Below are 15826 nucleotides of genomic sequence, written 5' to 3'. Positions count from 1 at the left end.
TCCGGCGGTTTCCGGTTGAAAGCAATGCCAGCCAAGGTAGCAGCCTGGGGCCGCCCTGTCCTTGTGTTCCGCTTTCAGGGCGGGCGGCGACCGCGATGTGCTCAGGCTCTCTTCAAGATGTTCCGCCAGGCCCCGGGCATCATTCAATTTGTTTCTTTTTGTTACTTGCGGAAGGCCAAGGGCGACATGGAAGCGATGGCACTGTGGCATGGACTGGGCGGGCTGGCGACGGCGGCGGGGCTGCTGCTGGCGGGCGCAGGCGGCATGCATCTGCTGACCCGGCAGCGGGTGCGCGCGCATCTCGATGCGCACCAGCGCCAGTGCTGGACCGAGCAGGACCACTGGCTCGACGAGCATCAGGCGCGCCTGCAGGCGCTCGAGGACGAATTGCCCACGCTGCGCCGGGTGCGCGACGAGGCGGTCTGGCGCGAGGCCGAGCTGCAGCGCGAGATCGAGGCGCTGCAGGCGGCGCGTCGCCATGTCGAGCAGGCCCTGGGCCAGCAGCTGGTGCAGCAGGACCGGCAGATCGGCGGCGAGCGTGCGGCGCATCGCCGGGAGGTCGAGGCGCTGCGCAGCCAGCTCTCGGCCGCGCGCGCCGAGGTGGCTCAGCTGCTCGGCCTGCTCGAGGAGTCGGATGCGGCGCGTGCGCGGCTGCAGGCGCGGGTGGAGCGCCTGCCGGCGGTCTCGCGCTCAGCGGTGGCGGCCGACGGTCGCCGTGCCGGTCCGGTGCGGCTGGCGCTGCGCGGCACCGGGGTCAGCGGCACCGGCGTGGACGAGGGCGATGCCGATCTGCCGTCCGAGCGGCGCCGGCGTGTGGTGCCGCTGCCGCCGGGCATGAATGACCGCCGGGTCAGCGGCGCGGGCGCGCGGCTGCGGGCGCTGACCTGATCCGGGTCGATGCGGCAGGCCGGGTCGGGCGCACCGCGGTCCAGGCTGGATCGCCGTAGGCCTGGAAGGCACCCCAGCTCAGGTCGCCCGCCGGCGCCAGTTCGTGCGTGCGCTGCCGGGCCCGGAAGACCGCCTCGCCGAAGGCGCACCCGTTCTGCAGCAGTTCCCGGTAGAAGGTGCCGCCGAACTGTGCCGCGCCCGCGTCGCTGACCGCCCAGCCGGCCACCAGCACGCAGCGCACGCCGATGTCGATCAGCGTCTGCGCCAGGCTGGCGGCCCGCTGAGCGGGCGTCGTGCGGCCGTCATCCAGGCGGCCGAGATGACAGCAGTTCAGGAAGACCAGCTCCGGCACCGGGTCCATCGCGCCGATCTCGATCGCGGTCAGCATCAGGTCGTCGGAGAGCATGACACCGCAGCGTCCGTCGGGGCCGTCCGGCTGCAGGCCATGCGCGCTGACATGCAGCAGATGCAGCGGCCGGGCATGGAGCTGGCGCAGCACCCGGCTGGCCGAGGCCTGGGCGCCGACCAGCAGCGCCGACGCATGGCCGCAGTCCTGCAGCAGCTGGTGGATCTGCGCCGCTTCCTCGGCCGCCTCGGGCAGCGGCTCGAGCCGGTCGCCCGTGCCCTGGCCGCTGCGGGTGAGCGTCGAGGGGTTGCCGATGATCAGCGCCGCCTGGCCCGGACTGCGCCGCACCTGGCGGCGAAAGCCGCTGCTGGCGAGCTGGCGCACCAGCGGCATGCGCAGCGCCAGCGGCTCGGCCAGGCCGAGGGCCGGGTCGTCGGCCAGCAGCAGCTCCCAGGGCACCGCGGCGCTGTGCGCATCGACCACCAGCACCGCACGCGACAGCTGGCGCACGGTTTCCCGGAAGTCCGGCGGCACCAGCAGATGGAAGAGCGTGCGGCCCAGCTCGGCATCCCAGCCGGGGGCGCCGGCGGTGTCGGCCGGGCGCAGCAGCGCGTCGAGCAGACCGGGCTGCAGCGGCTGGCCGATCGCCTCGGCGCGTGCCCGCGCGCCCAGGTGCAGGTAGTCCAGTGCGCCATCGGTGCGACTGCGGACCAGCAGCCGCGGCCAGTAGCCGCCGGAGGTGCCCGCCGGCACCGAGCTGCTGCGGGCGCCGCGGGCACGAGGGCCGCGCGTGGGCTGCAGCGTGCTCTGGCAGACCAGACCCAGGCCGCCGAGTTCGGCCAGCGCCTGCAGCCGTGGCGCCAGCCGGGCGAGCTGCTGTGCCGCGGCCTGCGCCAGGTCACGGTGCAGCTCGACCAGTTCAAGGCGCTCGATGCGGACGGCCGGTCCGGCGACCTCGGCGAAGCGCTGGCTGGCCTGCAGCACCCCGAGCACCAGCGCCTCGACCACGGTTTCCAGGCCCAGATTCGCGGCCGAGTTGCTGCCCAGCAGCAGCGTGCCCAGCGTGAAGGCGCGCGGGCCGGGGCCGAGCTGGTCGCGCACCTGCAGCAGCAGGCGCAGCGCGCCGGTGCGCACCGCCTCGGTCAGGCTGCGGCTGCCCAGCGTGCCGTCATAGGGGCCCAGGCCGGTCACGACCGCGCCGTGCAGCGGCTCGCTGTCGCTCTGGCCGCCGCGCAGCACCACGGTCGCGGTGCCGACCGGACCGGCGTACAGGCCGAGCCGGTGGCGGTCGCTCAAGGCGCCGCCGAGCTTCTGGTCGATCAGCGCCTGCGGGCCGGCGATCGGATCCTGCTCATGCTGGCCGACCAGCAGTGGCAGCGTGAGGCCGCGCAGATCGCCGGCGCGCACCAGCACGCTCAGCAGCGGCCGTGCGGCGGGGGCGTCCGCGGCCGCGCTCACACCGTGAAGGGCTTCTGGGCCAGGAAGGTCGCGCAGGGGCCCAGGGTGTAGAGGTTGGGCGTCTGCGTCGGCTCCATGCCGGCGACGATCACATGGCGGAACTGGGTGTGGTTGCCGCCGAAGCGGCCCTGGTTCCAGACCTCCAGCAGCCGGCCGGTGAAGGCGCCGTTGAATTCGCCGTCCATCGAGGTCTGGTTGTCCTGGCAGCCCGAGATCAGGATGACCGAAGGCCGGAACGTCGTGACCACGCCGGTCAGCCGGCTGCTGTCGATGCGCACCTGAGCCAGCGCCGCATCCGGATCGATCACGCCGCCGGACTTGGCGGCCTCGGCGGCGACCTCCTTCTGCAGGCTGTCATAGAAGTCCTGGTGATCGCGGTAGGTCTTGCGCGCGATCTGGCGCGGCATCAGGCGCGGGCGCGGCTGGCCCGGCAGCACCACCGCAGGCGAGGCCGGTGCCGCACGGGTCACCGTGCCGCTGTGGCAGCTGTCGGACAGCACCAGCACCCGCACGCCAGCGGCGAAGCGGCTCAGCGCCAGGTAGAGCTCGTCGTCGATCAGCTGGCCGTCCCACAGGCACCAGGTCTCGTCCAGGCGGTCGATCTCCTCGCCGCTGGTGTCGGGCACCTGGCCGCCGTGGCCGGAAAAGGTCAGCAGGAAATAGTCGCCCGACTTCAGCGTGCCCGACGCCGCGCGCAGCGCCTGCAGCACCGCCGCACGGCTGGCCTGGGCGCCGAGCAGCATCGTCGGCTTCATGCCCTTCGACAGCGCCAGGGCCTGCAGGTCGGCCGCATCGGCCTCGCAGGCGAAGAGCTCGCCGTCCCAGCCGGCATAGCAGGCCGGATCGACCTTGTTCAGGCCGATGTGCAGCGACAGCGCCTTGCGCCTGACCGCGGCGGCGGGTGCGGCGGCCGGGCGGGTGGCCCGCTTCTTCGGGGCGGGGGTCGGGGTGTCGTTCATGCGCGGTTTCCTTCCTGATGTTTCCTGATCTGAAATCTCGATCGAGGAATGAAGTGGAAAATTCCAGCGCTTCTCTGTCCATCGGGCAGGCGTGCAGATGCCAATTCGTGGCGCCGAGAATGTCACGACCCCGCGTAGAATCGTTCATCGGGCCCAAATTCTGCGGCCCGGTGCCGGCGGCTTCCCCAGCCGCCTCCGACCGGTCCCCAGGTCAAGCGCTCGCAGTCCTGCGGCGGCACTGCATTCACGTCGCCGCACCTCACCGACTCCGAGAGCCTTTTCCGTCATGGACATCTTCGACTACGACAATGTGCTGCTGCTGCCGCGCCAGTGCCGCGTGGACAGCCGCAGCGAGTGCGACACCGCGGTCGTCTTCGGCGGCCGCCGCTTCCACCTGCCGGTCGTGCCGGCCAACATGAAGATGGTGCTCGACGCGCCGCTGGCCGCCTGGCTGGCCGCGAACGGCTACTTCTACGTCATGCACCGCTTCGACCTCGACACGGTCGCCTTCGCGCGCTCGATGCGCGAGCAGGGCCTGTTCGTCTCGATCAGCTCGGGCGTGAAGCCGCACGACTTCGCGGTGATCGACCGCCTTGCCGCCGAAGGCCTGGGCGCCGACTACATCACCATCGACATCGCGCACGGCCATGCCGAGTCGGTGCGCCGCACCATCGAGCACATCAAGACGCGGCTGCCGCAGGCCTTCGTGATCGCCGGCAACGTCGGCACGCCCGAGGCGGTGATCGACCTGGAGCACTGGGGCGCCGACGCCACCAAGGTCGGCATCGGCCCGGGCAAGGTCTGCATCACGCGGCTCAAGACCGGCTTCGGCACCGGCGGTTGGCAGCTCTCGGCGCTGAAGTGGTGCGCGCGGGTAGCGACCAAACCCATCATCGCCGACGGCGGCATCCGCCATCACGGCGACATCGCCAAGAGCGTGCGCTTCGGCGCGGCGATGGTGATGATCGGCTCGCTGTTCGCCGGCCACGAGGAGTCGCCGGGCCAGACGGTCGAGGTCGACGGCCGGCTCTACAAGGAGTACTACGGCTCGGCCAGCGACTTCAACAAGGGCGAGTACCGCCATGTCGAGGGCAAGCGCATTCTCGAACCCGTCAAGGGCCGCCTGGCCGACACGCTGCGCGAGATGCAGGAAGACCTGCAGAGCTCGATCTCGTACGCCGGCGGCACCCGGCTGGCCGACATCCGCCGCGTCAACTACGTGATCCTGGGCGGCGACAACGCCGGCGAGCATCTGCTGATGTGATCGCTGGCGCTGCTGCCGTCGCGCAGGCGCTCGGCCAGCGCGTCCGGCGGCAGCGGATGCGCCAGCAGGAAGCCCTGCACCTGGTCGCAGCCCAGGCTGCGCAGCAGCTCGAGCTGGCGGGCGCTCTCCACGCCTTCGGCCACCACCGGCACTTTCAGGCCGTGCGCCAGCGCGATCGTCGCCTCGACGATCGCGCGCGAGCCGGCATGCTGCTCCATCGAGCCGACGAAGCCCGGGTCGATCTTGATCTGGTCGACCGGCATGTCGCGCAGGTGGGCCAGCGAGGAGTAGCCGGTGCCGAAGTCGTCGAGCGCGATCTGCACGCCCATCGCGCGCAGCCGCTCGAGCAGTCCGCGCAGATGCTGCGGGTCATGCATCGCCGCGCTCTCGGTGATCTCGATCTTCAGCAGCGCGGCAGGCACCTGCTCCTGCGCCAGCCGTTCGGCCACCAGCTCGGGCAGGCGATCGTCCAGACACTGGCGCGGCGAGATGTTGACCGACACCGGAACCGGCGCCAGGCCGGCCTCGCGCCAGCGCCGCAGCTGCGCGATCGCCTGCACGATGACCCGCTCGCCCAGCGCCACCGTCATGCCGCCTTCGTCGATCAGGCCGATGAAGCGCCCGGGCAGCCACTGCCCGTCCTCGCGCGGCCAGCGCAGCAGCGCCTCGGCGCCGACCGGGCGGCCGTCGTCCAGCGCGAACTGCAGCTGGTAGTGCAGCACGAACTCGTCGTCCTCGATGGCCTGGCGCAGCCGGGTTTCCAGGCCGAGCTGGCGCGGGTCGGGCGGCGGCGCCGGATCGGCCCCGCCGCTGGCGACGCGGTGCCCGCCGGCCGTCTTGGCGCGGCCCATCGCGGTGCGCGCGCGCATCAGCAGCGTGTCGGCATCCCGGCCGTCGCGCGGCGCGCAGGCCACGCCGATGCTCGCGCCCAGGCCCAGCGCCAGCCCGCCGACCTCGATGTCGGGCGACACCCGCTGGAGCAGCTCGCGCGCACGCGCCAGCGCCGCATCCGGATCGCCGGCCTGACGCAGCAGCATCACGAACTGGTCGCCGCCCCAGCGTGCCAGCAGTTCGGAGCGGTGGCAGCTGTCCTGCAGCCGGCGCGCCAGCCGCTGCAGCACCTCGTCGGCCTGCGCATGGCCCAGGTGGTCGCCGATGCGGGCGAAGCGGTCGATGTCGATGAACAGCAGCGCCAGCGCGGGGCCGTCACCGTCATCGGCGACGGGGCCGAGCTGCTGCGCGAGCTGCTCGATGAACAGGCGCCGCTCGGGCAGGCCGGTCAGGCGGTCATGCTGACGGTCGTGCTCGATCTGGCGTCGTGCGCTCATCACCTCGCTCAGGTCGGTCAGCACCAGCACCAGCTGGTCGTCGCGCGGCACCGGCAGGGGCTGGATCGAGGCCAGCAGCGACCGGTCCGCCTGGCCGGGGCCGCGGGCGAGCCGCAGCGGCAGGTCCGGCGTCAGCGGTGCGCTCTGGTGCCGGCTGTCGTCGAGCGCCTGCAGCAGGATGCGCCGGTCCAGCTCGGGCATGCGCAGCAGCGCAGCGAGCGCCTGTCCCGGCGCGGCACCGGCGCCCAGCCACTGGCGGGCGCGGGCATTGAGCTGGACGATGCGGCCCTGGCCGTCGAGCGAGATCACCGCCTCGCCCAGCACCTGCAGCGTGGCCAGCGCCAGCTCGCGTTCCTCGCGCAGGCCGCGCCGGGCGGTCTGCAGCGCCATCAGGCGCTCCAGCAGCAGGGCCAGGGCGCCTGCGCAGGCCAGCGTTCCGATCGGCAGCCAGAGCGCCTGCGTCGTCAGCAGCAGCGTGGCCACCGCCCAGGGCAGCAGCAGCCAGCCCAGCGCCAGTGCCGGGGATGCCGGCTGCTGCCGCAGCAGCATGCCCAGCAGCGGCAGCAGCGTGAGCAGCCCGGGCCAGAGGCCGTCGAGCGGGCGCACCAGCGTGCCCTGCTCAAGCGCGGCCTGCACGCGCGCCTGCCACTGCACCGTGCTGAGCAGCTCGACCTGACCGGCCGGGCCCGGCGTCGGCAGGGCCGGATCGATGCCGGTGGCGGTCACGCCGACCCAGACGCTGCGCCCGAGCAGCACGCCGGCCCGGGCTGGATCGCCGAGCAGGTCGAGCGCGGACATCTCGTGCAGTCGTGCCGGGCGGTCGGGCAGCAGGCGCAGGTCGTGGCGCCACCAGGGCCAGGCTGGATCCGACCCGGGCGGTGGCGCGGTCAGCGTGCTGTCGGGGCTGCCGCCGCTGCCGGTGGCCGCGACCCGCTGCAGCGCCAGCGGCAGCGCCTCCCAGCGCTGCGAGCCGCTGCCCGCCTGCAGCGCCAGTCCGCGGATGCGGCCGTCCGCGTCGATCGGCGCCTCGGCATGGCCGAGCGCGGCGGCGCTGGCCGCCAGCAGCGGCAGCGGCTCGAGCGCCCCCTGCGGCCGGCCCGAGCCGTCGCGCAGCGGCAGCACCGGCAGCACCACCCGGCCCTGGGCGCGCATCGCCGCGGCCAGTCTCAGATCGTCCTCGGGCTGTCGCGAGGGTTCCGCGAACATCACGCCGTAGCCGATGGCCTGCACGCCGGCGCGGCGCAGCGTGTCGATCAGCTCGGCATGCAGCGTGCGCGGCCAGGGCCAGGCGCCCAGGGCCTGCAGGCTGGCGTCGTCGATGGCGATGATGACCGGCCCGGTGCTGTCGGTGGGGTCGGTCGCCTGGCCCGGCCTGCCGACCGATGCCAGCGTGGACACCAGGTCATGCGCCAGCAGGTCGATGCGCACCCGCAGCGGCTGCGCCGGCCCCAGCAGGACCAGGGCCAGCAGCAGCGCCAGCAGCCAGGGCAGGCGGGCCGGCGTGGCCAGCGCGCGCAGTCGGTGCCAGAGGGCTGCGGTCATGCTCAGTGCCGGCTGGCCTGCCGCATCGTGGCGTTCACGGTGCGGGTGCCGGACCACGGCCCCAGGCCGCCGCCGGCCGGCAGCGGCCGCACCCGCACATGCAGCGGGCCGGCCAGATCGCGCGGGGGGCTGGGCAGCCGCACCTGGTCGCCGTGCCGGGGTTCGTCGAGCAGCACCTCGCGGAAGTCCTCGTCGGTGGCGATCTGCAGCTGCACCAGCGCTTCCGGCTCGATGCCGCGCCACTGCAGCAGCAGCCGGCCGTGTTCGTCGAGTTGGGGCTCGAGCAGCTCCGGTGCGGACCAGGGCACATTGAGCGCGCGTGCCGGGCCGAAGTCGCCAGCCGGCCAGCACGGGCCGGCCCGGGTCGCGCACTCGAGCGCGGCGATGCGCCACAGGTGGCGGCCCGGGGGCAGCCGCGGCGCCTGCCACTGCGGCCGATCGATCTCGACCTCGAGCGCCGGGCGTCCGTCCTGGGTCTCGATGCGCAGCCGGTAGCGGTCGGCACCGGCCGAGGCGCTCCACTGCAGCAGCGGCAGGCCCGAGGGCATCCAGCCTTCGTCGGGCGGCAGCAGCGGGCGCGGTGGCTCGACGGCGATGATCTCGACCTCGCGCTCGGCCGACAGACCCTCCAGGCCGAGCCGGTCGACACCCCGCACGCGCAGCTGGTAGGTGCCGGGCGGTGGCGGCTGCAGCTGCGGCAGTCGGCCGCCTTCATCCGGCATGAGCCGGTGCTCGGCGAGCAGCCGTGGTCCGTTCAGCCACTGCAGCTGCAGCGAACCGGCCCCGGGCGGGCGCGGCCAGTCGATCTGGCGCAGCCGGGTGACCGAGAGACGCGATGGCAGGGTCGCCAGATCCGGCGCGGGCAGCAGCGGCTGCGCCGGCAGCGGCGCGCCCCCCGTGGCCGGTGCGAGCGATCCGGTGGCGCGGCCCAGCGCGGTCTCGCCGACGGCATTGCCGAAGCCGATCTCGCCCTCGACCACCTCGGCCAGGCTGCCCGGGTCGGTGGCGCGGATCCGGAACTCGGTGCCCCGCACCACCGTGGCCGCCGACGGGGTGATCACCTCCAGGCGAGTGCCGTCGCGCTGCGGCGTGACCCGGCTTTCCAGGCCGCCGCGCAGCAGCTCCAGACGCAGGCCGATCTGCGGCGTCGCGGGCGGCGCTGTCGTGCCGCTCGCGGGGCTGTCCAGGCTGCGCGACAGGGCCTGTCGGGCGCGCTCGGCATCGACCGCTCGCACCTGCAGCGTGCTGTCGGGCCGCAGCAGCAGCACGCTGCCGTCGTCGACCTGCAGCGTCGCGCTGCCGTCCGCGCCGGTGCTCAGCACCTGCTCCGGGCCGAGCACCATGCCCTCGCGGGCCGGCGTCCATCGCTCGGGCGCGCCCGCCGGCCCGGTGCGGACCTGACCGCTCAGCGCCAGCAGCCGGACCTGGCGGGTCTGCAGCCGCAGCCAGGGCACCGGGATGCGCAGCACCTGGCCGGGGCGCAGGCGGTCGCCCTGCAGCCGGTTGAGGCGGCGCAGGTCCAGCCAGCGCGCGGGATCGTTCAGGTGGCGCTGCGTCAGGCTCCAGGCGCTGTCACCTGGGCGGACGGTGTAGAGCAGGTCCGGCGTGACCGCCTGCACGGCCGGGGGGCTGGCCAGGCCTGCGACCAGCCCGCACAGCCCATGCAGCGCAAGGAGGGACGGTGTCGGCAGGCGCAGCATGGTCTCGGATCGTTCCTGGAGTTCGGGTGTGGCGGGTGCGACAGACCGTCGACCGGAACAGCAAGGTCGAGAACAGCACACAGATCGGCAAGCATTTTTGCAGATCGGCGTGAATGTTGCACATCGGGGGTGGTCAGCCTGTTGAGGCCGGCTGCCAGTTCAGGCGCACATAGATGGGCGCAAAGGCCTCGGCCTGCGTGATCTCCAGCAGCCGTTCGCGCGCCAGCTCCAGCAGCGCGACAAAGGTGACCACCAGCACCGGCACGCCGCGCTCGATCTCGAACAGCTCGTGGAACTCGACGAAGCGCCGGCCCTGCAGCCGGCGCAGCACCAGCGTCATGTGCTCGCGCACCGAAAGCTGCTCGCGGCTGATGCGGTGGTGCTGGGTGAGCTTGGCACGACGCACGATGTCGGCCCAGGCCGAGCGCAGGTCGTCGGCGCTGACGTCGGGGAAGCGCTCGGCCACCGCCTGCTCGATGTGGACCTGCGCGACCAGGAAGTCGCGCCCGCGCAGCGGCAGCTCGTCGAGCTGCTGCGCGCCGAGCTTGATGCGCTCGTACTCCAGCAGCCGGCGCACCAGCTCGGCGCGGGGGTCTTCCGACTCGGCGCCGGGCTCGCTGGGCCGCGCCGGCAGCAGCAGCCGCGACTTGATCTCGATGAGCATCGCCGCCATCACCAGATAGTCGGCAGCGAGCTCCAGGTTGCTGCGGCGGATCTGCTCGACATAGCCCAGGTACTGGCGGGTGACCTCGGCCAGCGGGATGTCGAGAATGTTGAAGTTCTGGCGCCGGATCAGGTAGAGCAGCAGGTCCAGCGGGCCCTGGAAGGCCTCGAGAAAGACCTCCAGCGCCTCGGGCGGGATGTAGAGGTCCTGCGGCAGGTCGAGCAGCGGCTCGCCGTAGAGCAGCGCGCGCGCCGCGGGCGCTGCGGCGCTGTCGGGCAGGGGGCTGCCGTTGCCGTCACCGGCGGCGTCGCCGGCAACGGCGGGTGGGCTCATCAGGCCTTGGTCTGGTAGACGTAGGGCTGCTGGGCCACACGGGCTTCATTGAAGCCGGCCTGGGCGGAGCGGTCCTGCTCGCGGTCCCACAGCAGCGCGCGGCCTTCGCGCTGGCGCTGCTCGAGCTGCGGATCCTGCTTCTTCAGGCTCTCGATGAACTGGGTGGCGTCGGACTGATAGGGCTTCCAGAAGAGCGGCATGGCGGCAGGTGAAGGGTTAGAGTAACCCCCGATTCTACAAACCATCCTTGTCACTGATGCCATCCATGCAAGAGATCGAGCTGAAGTTCCAGATTCCGCCACGCGGGCGCGATGCGCTGGCGAGCACCGTCGACGAGGACGGCGCGGTGCGGGCGGTGCGGCTGCAGGCGCGCTACTTCGACACCGCGGCGCGTGACTTGGCCGGCGCGGCCTTCGCGCTGCGGCTGCGCCGCGAGGACGAGGGCTGGGTGCAGACGCTCAAGGGCCGCGGCGACGGCATGATGCGCCGGCTTGAGCACAACGCGCCGGTCGATCTGCCGCCGCGCGCCGGCGCCGATGCGGTGCCGGCCCTGTCGCTCGGACGCCACGCCGGCACGCCCGCCGGCATCGCGCTGGCGGCGCTGCTGGCCAGTCGCGGTCTGGGTGAGGCCGATCTGGCGCTGCAGTTCTCCACCGACATCGAGCGCCTGAGCCGCGAGATCGAGGCCGAGGGCGCCCGCGTCGAGCTGGCGCTGGACATCGGCACGATCGAGGCGGGCGGGGCGACGCTGCCGATGCACGAGATCGAGTTCGAGCTGCTGGAGGGCTCGGCGCACGGGCTGCTGGCGCAGTCCTACCTGTGGGTCGAGGCCTTCGGGCTGTGGCTGGACGTGCGCAGCAAGGCCGAGCGCGGCGACCGGCTGGCGCGCGGCGAGACGGTGGCGTCGCTGCCGGAATTCGTGGCGCTGCCCGAGGACGCACCCTTCGGCGCGCGGGTGGCGGCGCTGCTGCGCCCGGTGCTGGCGCTGGCGGCCGAGGTGGCCGACGAGCAGGCCACGCCGGCGCATCAGGTCGCGCTGACCCGGGGCATGAGCGATCTGGCCGGCCTGCTGCGCGAAGCGGGCGTCGAGCCCTGGCTGGCCGACACCGCCACGCTGCTGGCTGGTCTGGCCTTCGAGCCTGCCGCCTGGCGCCTGGCCGACACCCAGCGTCTGTGGCTGGCGCTGATCGGCTTCACGCTGCCGGACGAGGACGCCGCCAGCTGACGACGTCGAAGGCCGGGCCGCCCGGCTGCGGCGTGCCTGCCTGGCGCGCCACCTCGACGAAGCCGGCGCCGCGCCACTCGGGGAAGAAGGCGTCGCCGTCGAAGTCGGCGTCGATCTCGGTCAGCACCAGCTCGTCGGCGCGCCCGAGCGCCTGCGCGTAGAGCTGGCCGCCGCCGATGACGAAGACCTTCGGCGCCTCGGCCAGCATCGCCAGCGCCTCGTCCAGGCCGTGGGCCACCTCGGCGCCGGTGTCGCTCCAGCCGGCCTGGCGGGTCACGACGACATTGCGCCGGCCCGGCAGCGGCCGAAAGCGCGCCGGCAGCGACTCCCAGGTGCGCCGGCCCATGATGACCGGGCAGCCCATCGTGGTGGTGCGGAAGTGACGCGCGTCGGCCGGATCGTGCCAGACCAGCTCGTTGCCACGACCGATGACGCGGTTGCGGGCGACGGCGGCGATCAGCGCGACGATCGGGCGGGCCGGGCTGCTCATACCGCCACCGGCGCCTTGATCGCCGGATGGTGCTGGTAGTCGGCGATCTCGAAGTCGGCCAGCTCGTAGTCGAAGATCGACGCCGGTCGGCGCGCCAGCTTCAGCGTCGGCAGCGGCAGCGGCTCGCGCGAGAGCTGCTCGGCCACCTGCGCGGCGTGGTTGCTGTAGATGTGGCAGTCGCCGCCGGTCCAGATGAAGTCGCCCACCTCCAGGTCGCACTGCTGCGCCACCATGTGCGTCAGCAGCGCGTAGCTGGCGATGTTGAAGGGCACGCCCAGGAACAGGTCGGCCGAGCGCTGGTAGAGCTGGCAGCTCAGGCGGCCCTCGGCGACGTAGAACTGGAACAGCGCGTGGCAGGGCATCAGCGCCATGCGGTCGAGGTCGGCGACGTTCCAGGCGCTCACCAGGATGCGGCGCGAGTCGGGGTTGCTGCGCAGCTGCTCGATGACCTGGGCGATCTGGTCGATGTGGCGGCCGTCCGGCGCTGGCCACGAGCGCCACTGCACACCGTAGACGGGGCCGAGATCGCCGCTGTCGTCGGCCCATTCGTCCCAGATGGTGCAGCCGCGTTCCTGCAGCCACTTCACGTTCGAGTCGCCGCGCAGGAACCACAGCAGCTCCAGCGCCACCGAGCGGAAGTGCACCTTCTTGGTCGTGATCAGCGGGAAGCCCTCGCGCAGGTCGAAGCGCATCTGGTGGCCGAAGACGCTCAGGGTGCCGGTGCCGGTGCGGTCGGACTTGGGCGTGCCGTGCTGCTGCACATGGCGCAGGAAGTCCTCGTACGGGGTGCGGACGGGGCGGGAATCGGTGGGCAGGCTCATCGGCGGCAAGGGCAGGACAGCGAACAGGAAAAGGCCCGCGATTCTGTCATGCGCCGGTGCGTGCTCAGTCCTGGAAGCTCAGTCGCCGGATCCAGGCCTGCAGCAGGTCGCGTGCCGCCGGCTGCAGGTTGACCCACTTGCCGCCGACGCGGAAGTCGTGGTTGTTCAGCACCACATAGGCCATGTGCACCTGCACCGGCACGCCCATCACCTTGGCCAGGTTGTCCGGGTCAGGCACACCGATGACGATGTTGAGCACCGAATTGCCAGGCACCGGAATGTCGCTGAGCATGCCCACGCCGCTCTGCGAGATGTCCTGTACCCGAACCTCGAGCATCTGCCCGTCGGGCAGCGTCATGCGCGCGCGCCAGTTGACCTGGTAGCGCGGCTCCTTGCGGTCGTCGATCGATCCTCGCTGGGTGGGTGTCGTCATGTCGTGGCGCTGGATTGGAATTGCATGGCAGCCAGCCGGGCATAGAGTCCTCCGCGCAGGACCAGTTCGGCGTGCCGCCCCTGTTCGGCGATCATGCCATTGTCCAGCACGATGATCCGGTCGGCACGCTGGACCGTGGCGAGCCGGTGCGCGATCACCAGCGTCGTGCGGTTCTTCATGGCGGCGTCCAGCGCGCTCTGCACCAGATGCTCGCTTTCGGCGTCGAGCGCGCTGGTGGCCTCGTCGAGCAGCAGCAGCGGGGCGTCGGCCAGGATGGCGCGCGCGATGCTGATGCGCTGGCGCTGGCCGCCCGACAGCCGCACGCCGCGCTCGCCCAGGAAGGTGCGGTAGCCCTCGGGCAGCGCGCGGATGAAGCCGTCGGCCTGCGCGGCCCGCGCGGCGGCGAAGACCGCCTCGTCGCTGGCGTCGGGGCGGCCGTAGCGGATGTTCTCCATCGCGTCGGCCGCGAAGATCGTGCTGTCCTGCGGCACCAGGCCGATGCGCGCGCGCAGGTCGGCCAGCGCCAGATCGCGCACGTCGACGCCGTCGATCTCGACCGCGCCGGCATCGACATCATGGAAGCGCAGCAGCAACTGCAGCAGCGTGGTCTTGCCCGCGCCGCTGGGACCCACCAGCGCGATCGTCTCGCCGGGGCGGATCTCCAGGTCGATGCCGGCCAGCGCGGCGCGGTCGGGCCGCGACGGATAGTGGAAGACCACGCCGCGCAGACTCAGCGCCGCGCCGCCGGTCGCGGGCGGCAGCCGGCGTGGCGCGGGCGGGTCCTGCACCGGCGAGCGCTCGGCCAGCAGCTCCATCAGGCGCTCGGTGGCGCCGGCGGCGCGCAGCAGGTCGCCCCAGACCTCCGACAGCACCGCCACGCTGCCCACCAGCAGCGCCACATAGACCACGGTCTGGCCCAGATGCCCGGCCGAGAGCTCGCCGCGCAGCACCGCGCCGGTGCCCTGGTGCAGGCCCCACAGCACCGCGCCGAAGGTGGCGGTCATCATGAAGGCCATCATCAGCGCGCGCATGCGCGAGCGCCGCCCGGCGGTCTCGAAGGCCGCCTCGGCCGCGTCGCGGTAGCGCCGGGCCTCGCGCCCCTCCTGGCCGAAGGCCTGCACCACCGGGATGGCAGCGATCACCTCGGCGGCGATCGCGCTGGTGTCGGCCACCCGGTCCTGGCTGGCGCGGCTGAGCCGGCGCACCCGCCGGCCCACCAGCAGCGTGGGCAGCACCACCAGCATCAGCACGCCCAGCACCGGCAGCATCACGCCTGGATGGGTCAGGATCAGCACGGTCAGCGCGCCCAGGCCGGTGACCAGATGGCGCAGCCCCATCGACAGGCTCGAGCCCACCACCGTCTGCACCAGCGTGGTGTCGGTGGTCAGCCGCGACAGCACCTCGCCGCCGCGGGTGGTCTCGAAGAAGGCCGGGCTCTGGCGGATGACATGCGCGTAGATGGCCGAGCGCAGGTCGGCGGTGATGCGCTCGCCCAGCCAGCTCACCATGTAGTAGCGCGCCGCCGAGAACACCCCGATCGCCGCGCCGACCGCGAACAGCGCCAGGAAGTGCTCGCGCAGCGCCATGATGCGGTCGCCGGGATCGGCCGCGATCAGACCGCGGTCGACCAGCGTGCCCAGCGCGAAGGGCAGCAGCAGCGTGCTGACAGCCGCCAGCAGCAGAAAGATCGCCGCCAGCAGGAGCTGAGGTCGGTAGGGGGCGAAGAAGGGGCGCAGCGCCGCCAGCGGGCGGGCGGTGGGGGCGGCGGGGCGATCGGGGCGGTCTGCACTCATCAGGCGGCGAGGGGAAGCGGTTCATGCCGGTCGAGCAGGCGAAATGGCATCGCAATCGGGCAGTTCTTGTCCGGCTGGCGCGGGCATCCTAGCAATAAGGTCACGTCCGATCATCCGTGGTCAGCTGCAGCAGGTGCGCCGAAGCTCGTCTCGCCGCGCGCCACGGGCCAGCCAGTTGCTCTACATCCCTCCCCTGACTCCTCCCGAGGCTTTCATGGTCGATATTGCCAACACGCTCGGCAAGATGGTTCCGCATGGCTATTGCCTGTCATGGCGGCCTGATCTGCTGGCCCTGCATGTGATCTCCGATGCGGTCACCGCGCTGGCCTACGCGGCCATTCCTCTGCTGCTGATCAAGCTGGTGCGTGGGCGCAAGGACCTGCAGTTCGGCTGGGTCTTCACCCTGTTCGGGGTGTTCATCCTGGCCTGTGGCGCCACGCACGTGATGTCGTTGTGGACGATCTGGAATCCCGACTATCTGGCAGCCGGCCTCATCAAGGCGGTGACGGCGCTGGCCTCGGTCGGCACGGCCATCGTGCTGGTGGGACTGGTGCCCAAGGCGATCGCGCTGCCGGGGCCGGC

Annotated in this window: 13 protein-coding genes and 1 pseudogene; 4 read left to right on the top strand and 10 right to left on the bottom strand. The window is 72.5% G+C overall.

The window, feature by feature from the left end; translation table 11 throughout:
- Nucleotides 1-186: 186 nt before the first annotated feature.
- Nucleotides 187-888, top strand: a complete 702-nt coding sequence (locus tag BW996_RS06875) for a coiled-coil domain-containing protein (protein ID WP_037479666.1) — start codon at nucleotides 187-189, stop codon at nucleotides 886-888.
- On the opposite strand, the gene BW996_RS06870 is transcribed toward BW996_RS06875, so the two are convergent.
- Both BW996_RS06870 and BW996_RS06865 read right to left on the bottom strand, forming a co-directional pair.
- Nucleotides 851-2692 (bottom strand): CHAT domain-containing protein, encoded by a 1842-nt coding sequence (locus BW996_RS06870; protein ID WP_051631696.1) that lies wholly within the window; start codon nucleotides 2690-2692, stop codon nucleotides 851-853. The two genes, BW996_RS06875 and BW996_RS06870, sit on opposite strands and share 38 nt — an antisense overlap.
- Nucleotides 2689-3651, bottom strand: a complete 963-nt coding sequence (locus BW996_RS06865) for a caspase family protein (RefSeq protein ID WP_081838003.1) — start codon at nucleotides 3649-3651, stop codon at nucleotides 2689-2691. The genes BW996_RS06870 and BW996_RS06865 overlap by 4 nt, the downstream gene beginning before the upstream one ends.
- A gap of 286 nt (nucleotides 3652-3937) precedes the next feature.
- On the opposite strand from BW996_RS06865, the gene BW996_RS06860 reads away from it, so the two are divergent.
- Nucleotides 3938-4915 carry a GMP reductase gene (locus tag BW996_RS06860; protein WP_037479668.1) on the top strand — a complete coding sequence of 326 codons (978 nt, stop codon included), beginning with the start codon at nucleotides 3938-3940 and terminating at the stop codon, nucleotides 4913-4915.
- Here BW996_RS06860 and BW996_RS06855 read toward each other — a convergent pair.
- The 4 genes from BW996_RS06855 to BW996_RS06840 all read right to left on the bottom strand — a co-directional run bounded on the left by BW996_RS06855 (nucleotide 4867) and on the right by BW996_RS06840 (nucleotide 10682).
- Nucleotides 4867-7785, bottom strand: coding sequence for an EAL domain-containing protein (locus BW996_RS06855; protein ID WP_076458792.1), 2919 nt, complete (start codon nucleotides 7783-7785; stop codon nucleotides 4867-4869). The two genes, BW996_RS06860 and BW996_RS06855, sit on opposite strands and share 49 nt — an antisense overlap.
- Nucleotides 7786-7787: 2 nt before the next feature.
- A complete protein-coding gene (locus BW996_RS06850) occupies nucleotides 7788-9485 on the bottom strand; it encodes a FecR domain-containing protein (RefSeq protein ID WP_037483972.1) in 1698 nt (565 codons plus the stop codon).
- 133 nt (nucleotides 9486-9618) lie between these two features.
- Nucleotides 9619-10482 (bottom strand): segregation and condensation protein A, encoded by an 864-nt coding sequence (locus BW996_RS06845; RefSeq protein ID WP_037483973.1) that lies wholly within the window; start codon nucleotides 10480-10482, stop codon nucleotides 9619-9621.
- Nucleotides 10482-10682: a DUF3460 family protein gene (locus tag BW996_RS06840; protein ID WP_037483976.1), complete on the bottom strand. Its 201-nt coding sequence runs from the start codon at nucleotides 10680-10682 to the stop codon at nucleotides 10482-10484. Before BW996_RS06840 ends, BW996_RS06845 begins: the two co-directional genes overlap by 1 nt.
- 65 nt (nucleotides 10683-10747) lie before the next feature.
- Here BW996_RS06840 and BW996_RS06835 point away from each other — a divergent pair, with 65 nt between their 5' ends.
- Nucleotides 10748-11707 (top strand): CYTH domain-containing protein, encoded by a 960-nt coding sequence (locus tag BW996_RS06835; RefSeq protein ID WP_051632123.1) that lies wholly within the window; start codon nucleotides 10748-10750, stop codon nucleotides 11705-11707.
- On the opposite strand, the gene BW996_RS06830 is transcribed toward BW996_RS06835, so the two are convergent.
- From BW996_RS06830 to BW996_RS06815, 4 genes are all read right to left on the bottom strand, one after another.
- Nucleotides 11676-12197 carry a dihydrofolate reductase gene (locus BW996_RS06830; RefSeq protein ID WP_037483978.1) on the bottom strand — a complete coding sequence of 174 codons (522 nt, stop codon included), beginning with the start codon at nucleotides 12195-12197 and terminating at the stop codon, nucleotides 11676-11678. The genes BW996_RS06835 and BW996_RS06830 overlap by 32 nt on opposite strands.
- Nucleotides 12194-13018: a thymidylate synthase gene (locus BW996_RS06825; RefSeq protein ID WP_037484003.1), complete on the bottom strand. Its 825-nt coding sequence runs from the start codon at nucleotides 13016-13018 to the stop codon at nucleotides 12194-12196. Before BW996_RS06825 ends, BW996_RS06830 begins: the two co-directional genes overlap by 4 nt.
- Before the next feature lie 64 nt (nucleotides 13019-13082).
- Nucleotides 13083-13451: a PilZ domain-containing protein gene (locus tag BW996_RS06820; RefSeq protein WP_037483980.1), complete on the bottom strand. Its 369-nt coding sequence runs from the start codon at nucleotides 13449-13451 to the stop codon at nucleotides 13083-13085.
- Nucleotides 13448-15244, bottom strand: coding sequence for an ABC transporter transmembrane domain-containing protein (locus BW996_RS06815; RefSeq protein WP_037483982.1), 1797 nt, complete (start codon nucleotides 15242-15244; stop codon nucleotides 13448-13450). Before BW996_RS06815 ends, BW996_RS06820 begins: the two co-directional genes overlap by 4 nt.
- 43 nt (nucleotides 15245-15287) lie before the next feature.
- Here BW996_RS06815 and BW996_RS22575 point away from each other — a divergent pair.
- Nucleotides 15288-15800: pseudogene (locus tag BW996_RS22575) on the top strand (hypothetical protein); the annotation flags it as partial.
- Between the last annotated feature and the right edge of the window lie 26 nt (nucleotides 15801-15826).

It is taken from the genome of Sphaerotilus natans (assembly GCF_900156335.1).
GTDB classification, from domain to species: domain Bacteria; phylum Pseudomonadota; class Gammaproteobacteria; order Burkholderiales; family Burkholderiaceae_C; genus Sphaerotilus; species Sphaerotilus natans.
The sequence above is the reverse complement of the archived record's forward strand: the minus strand, read 5'-3'. Positions and strand labels throughout refer to the sequence as shown.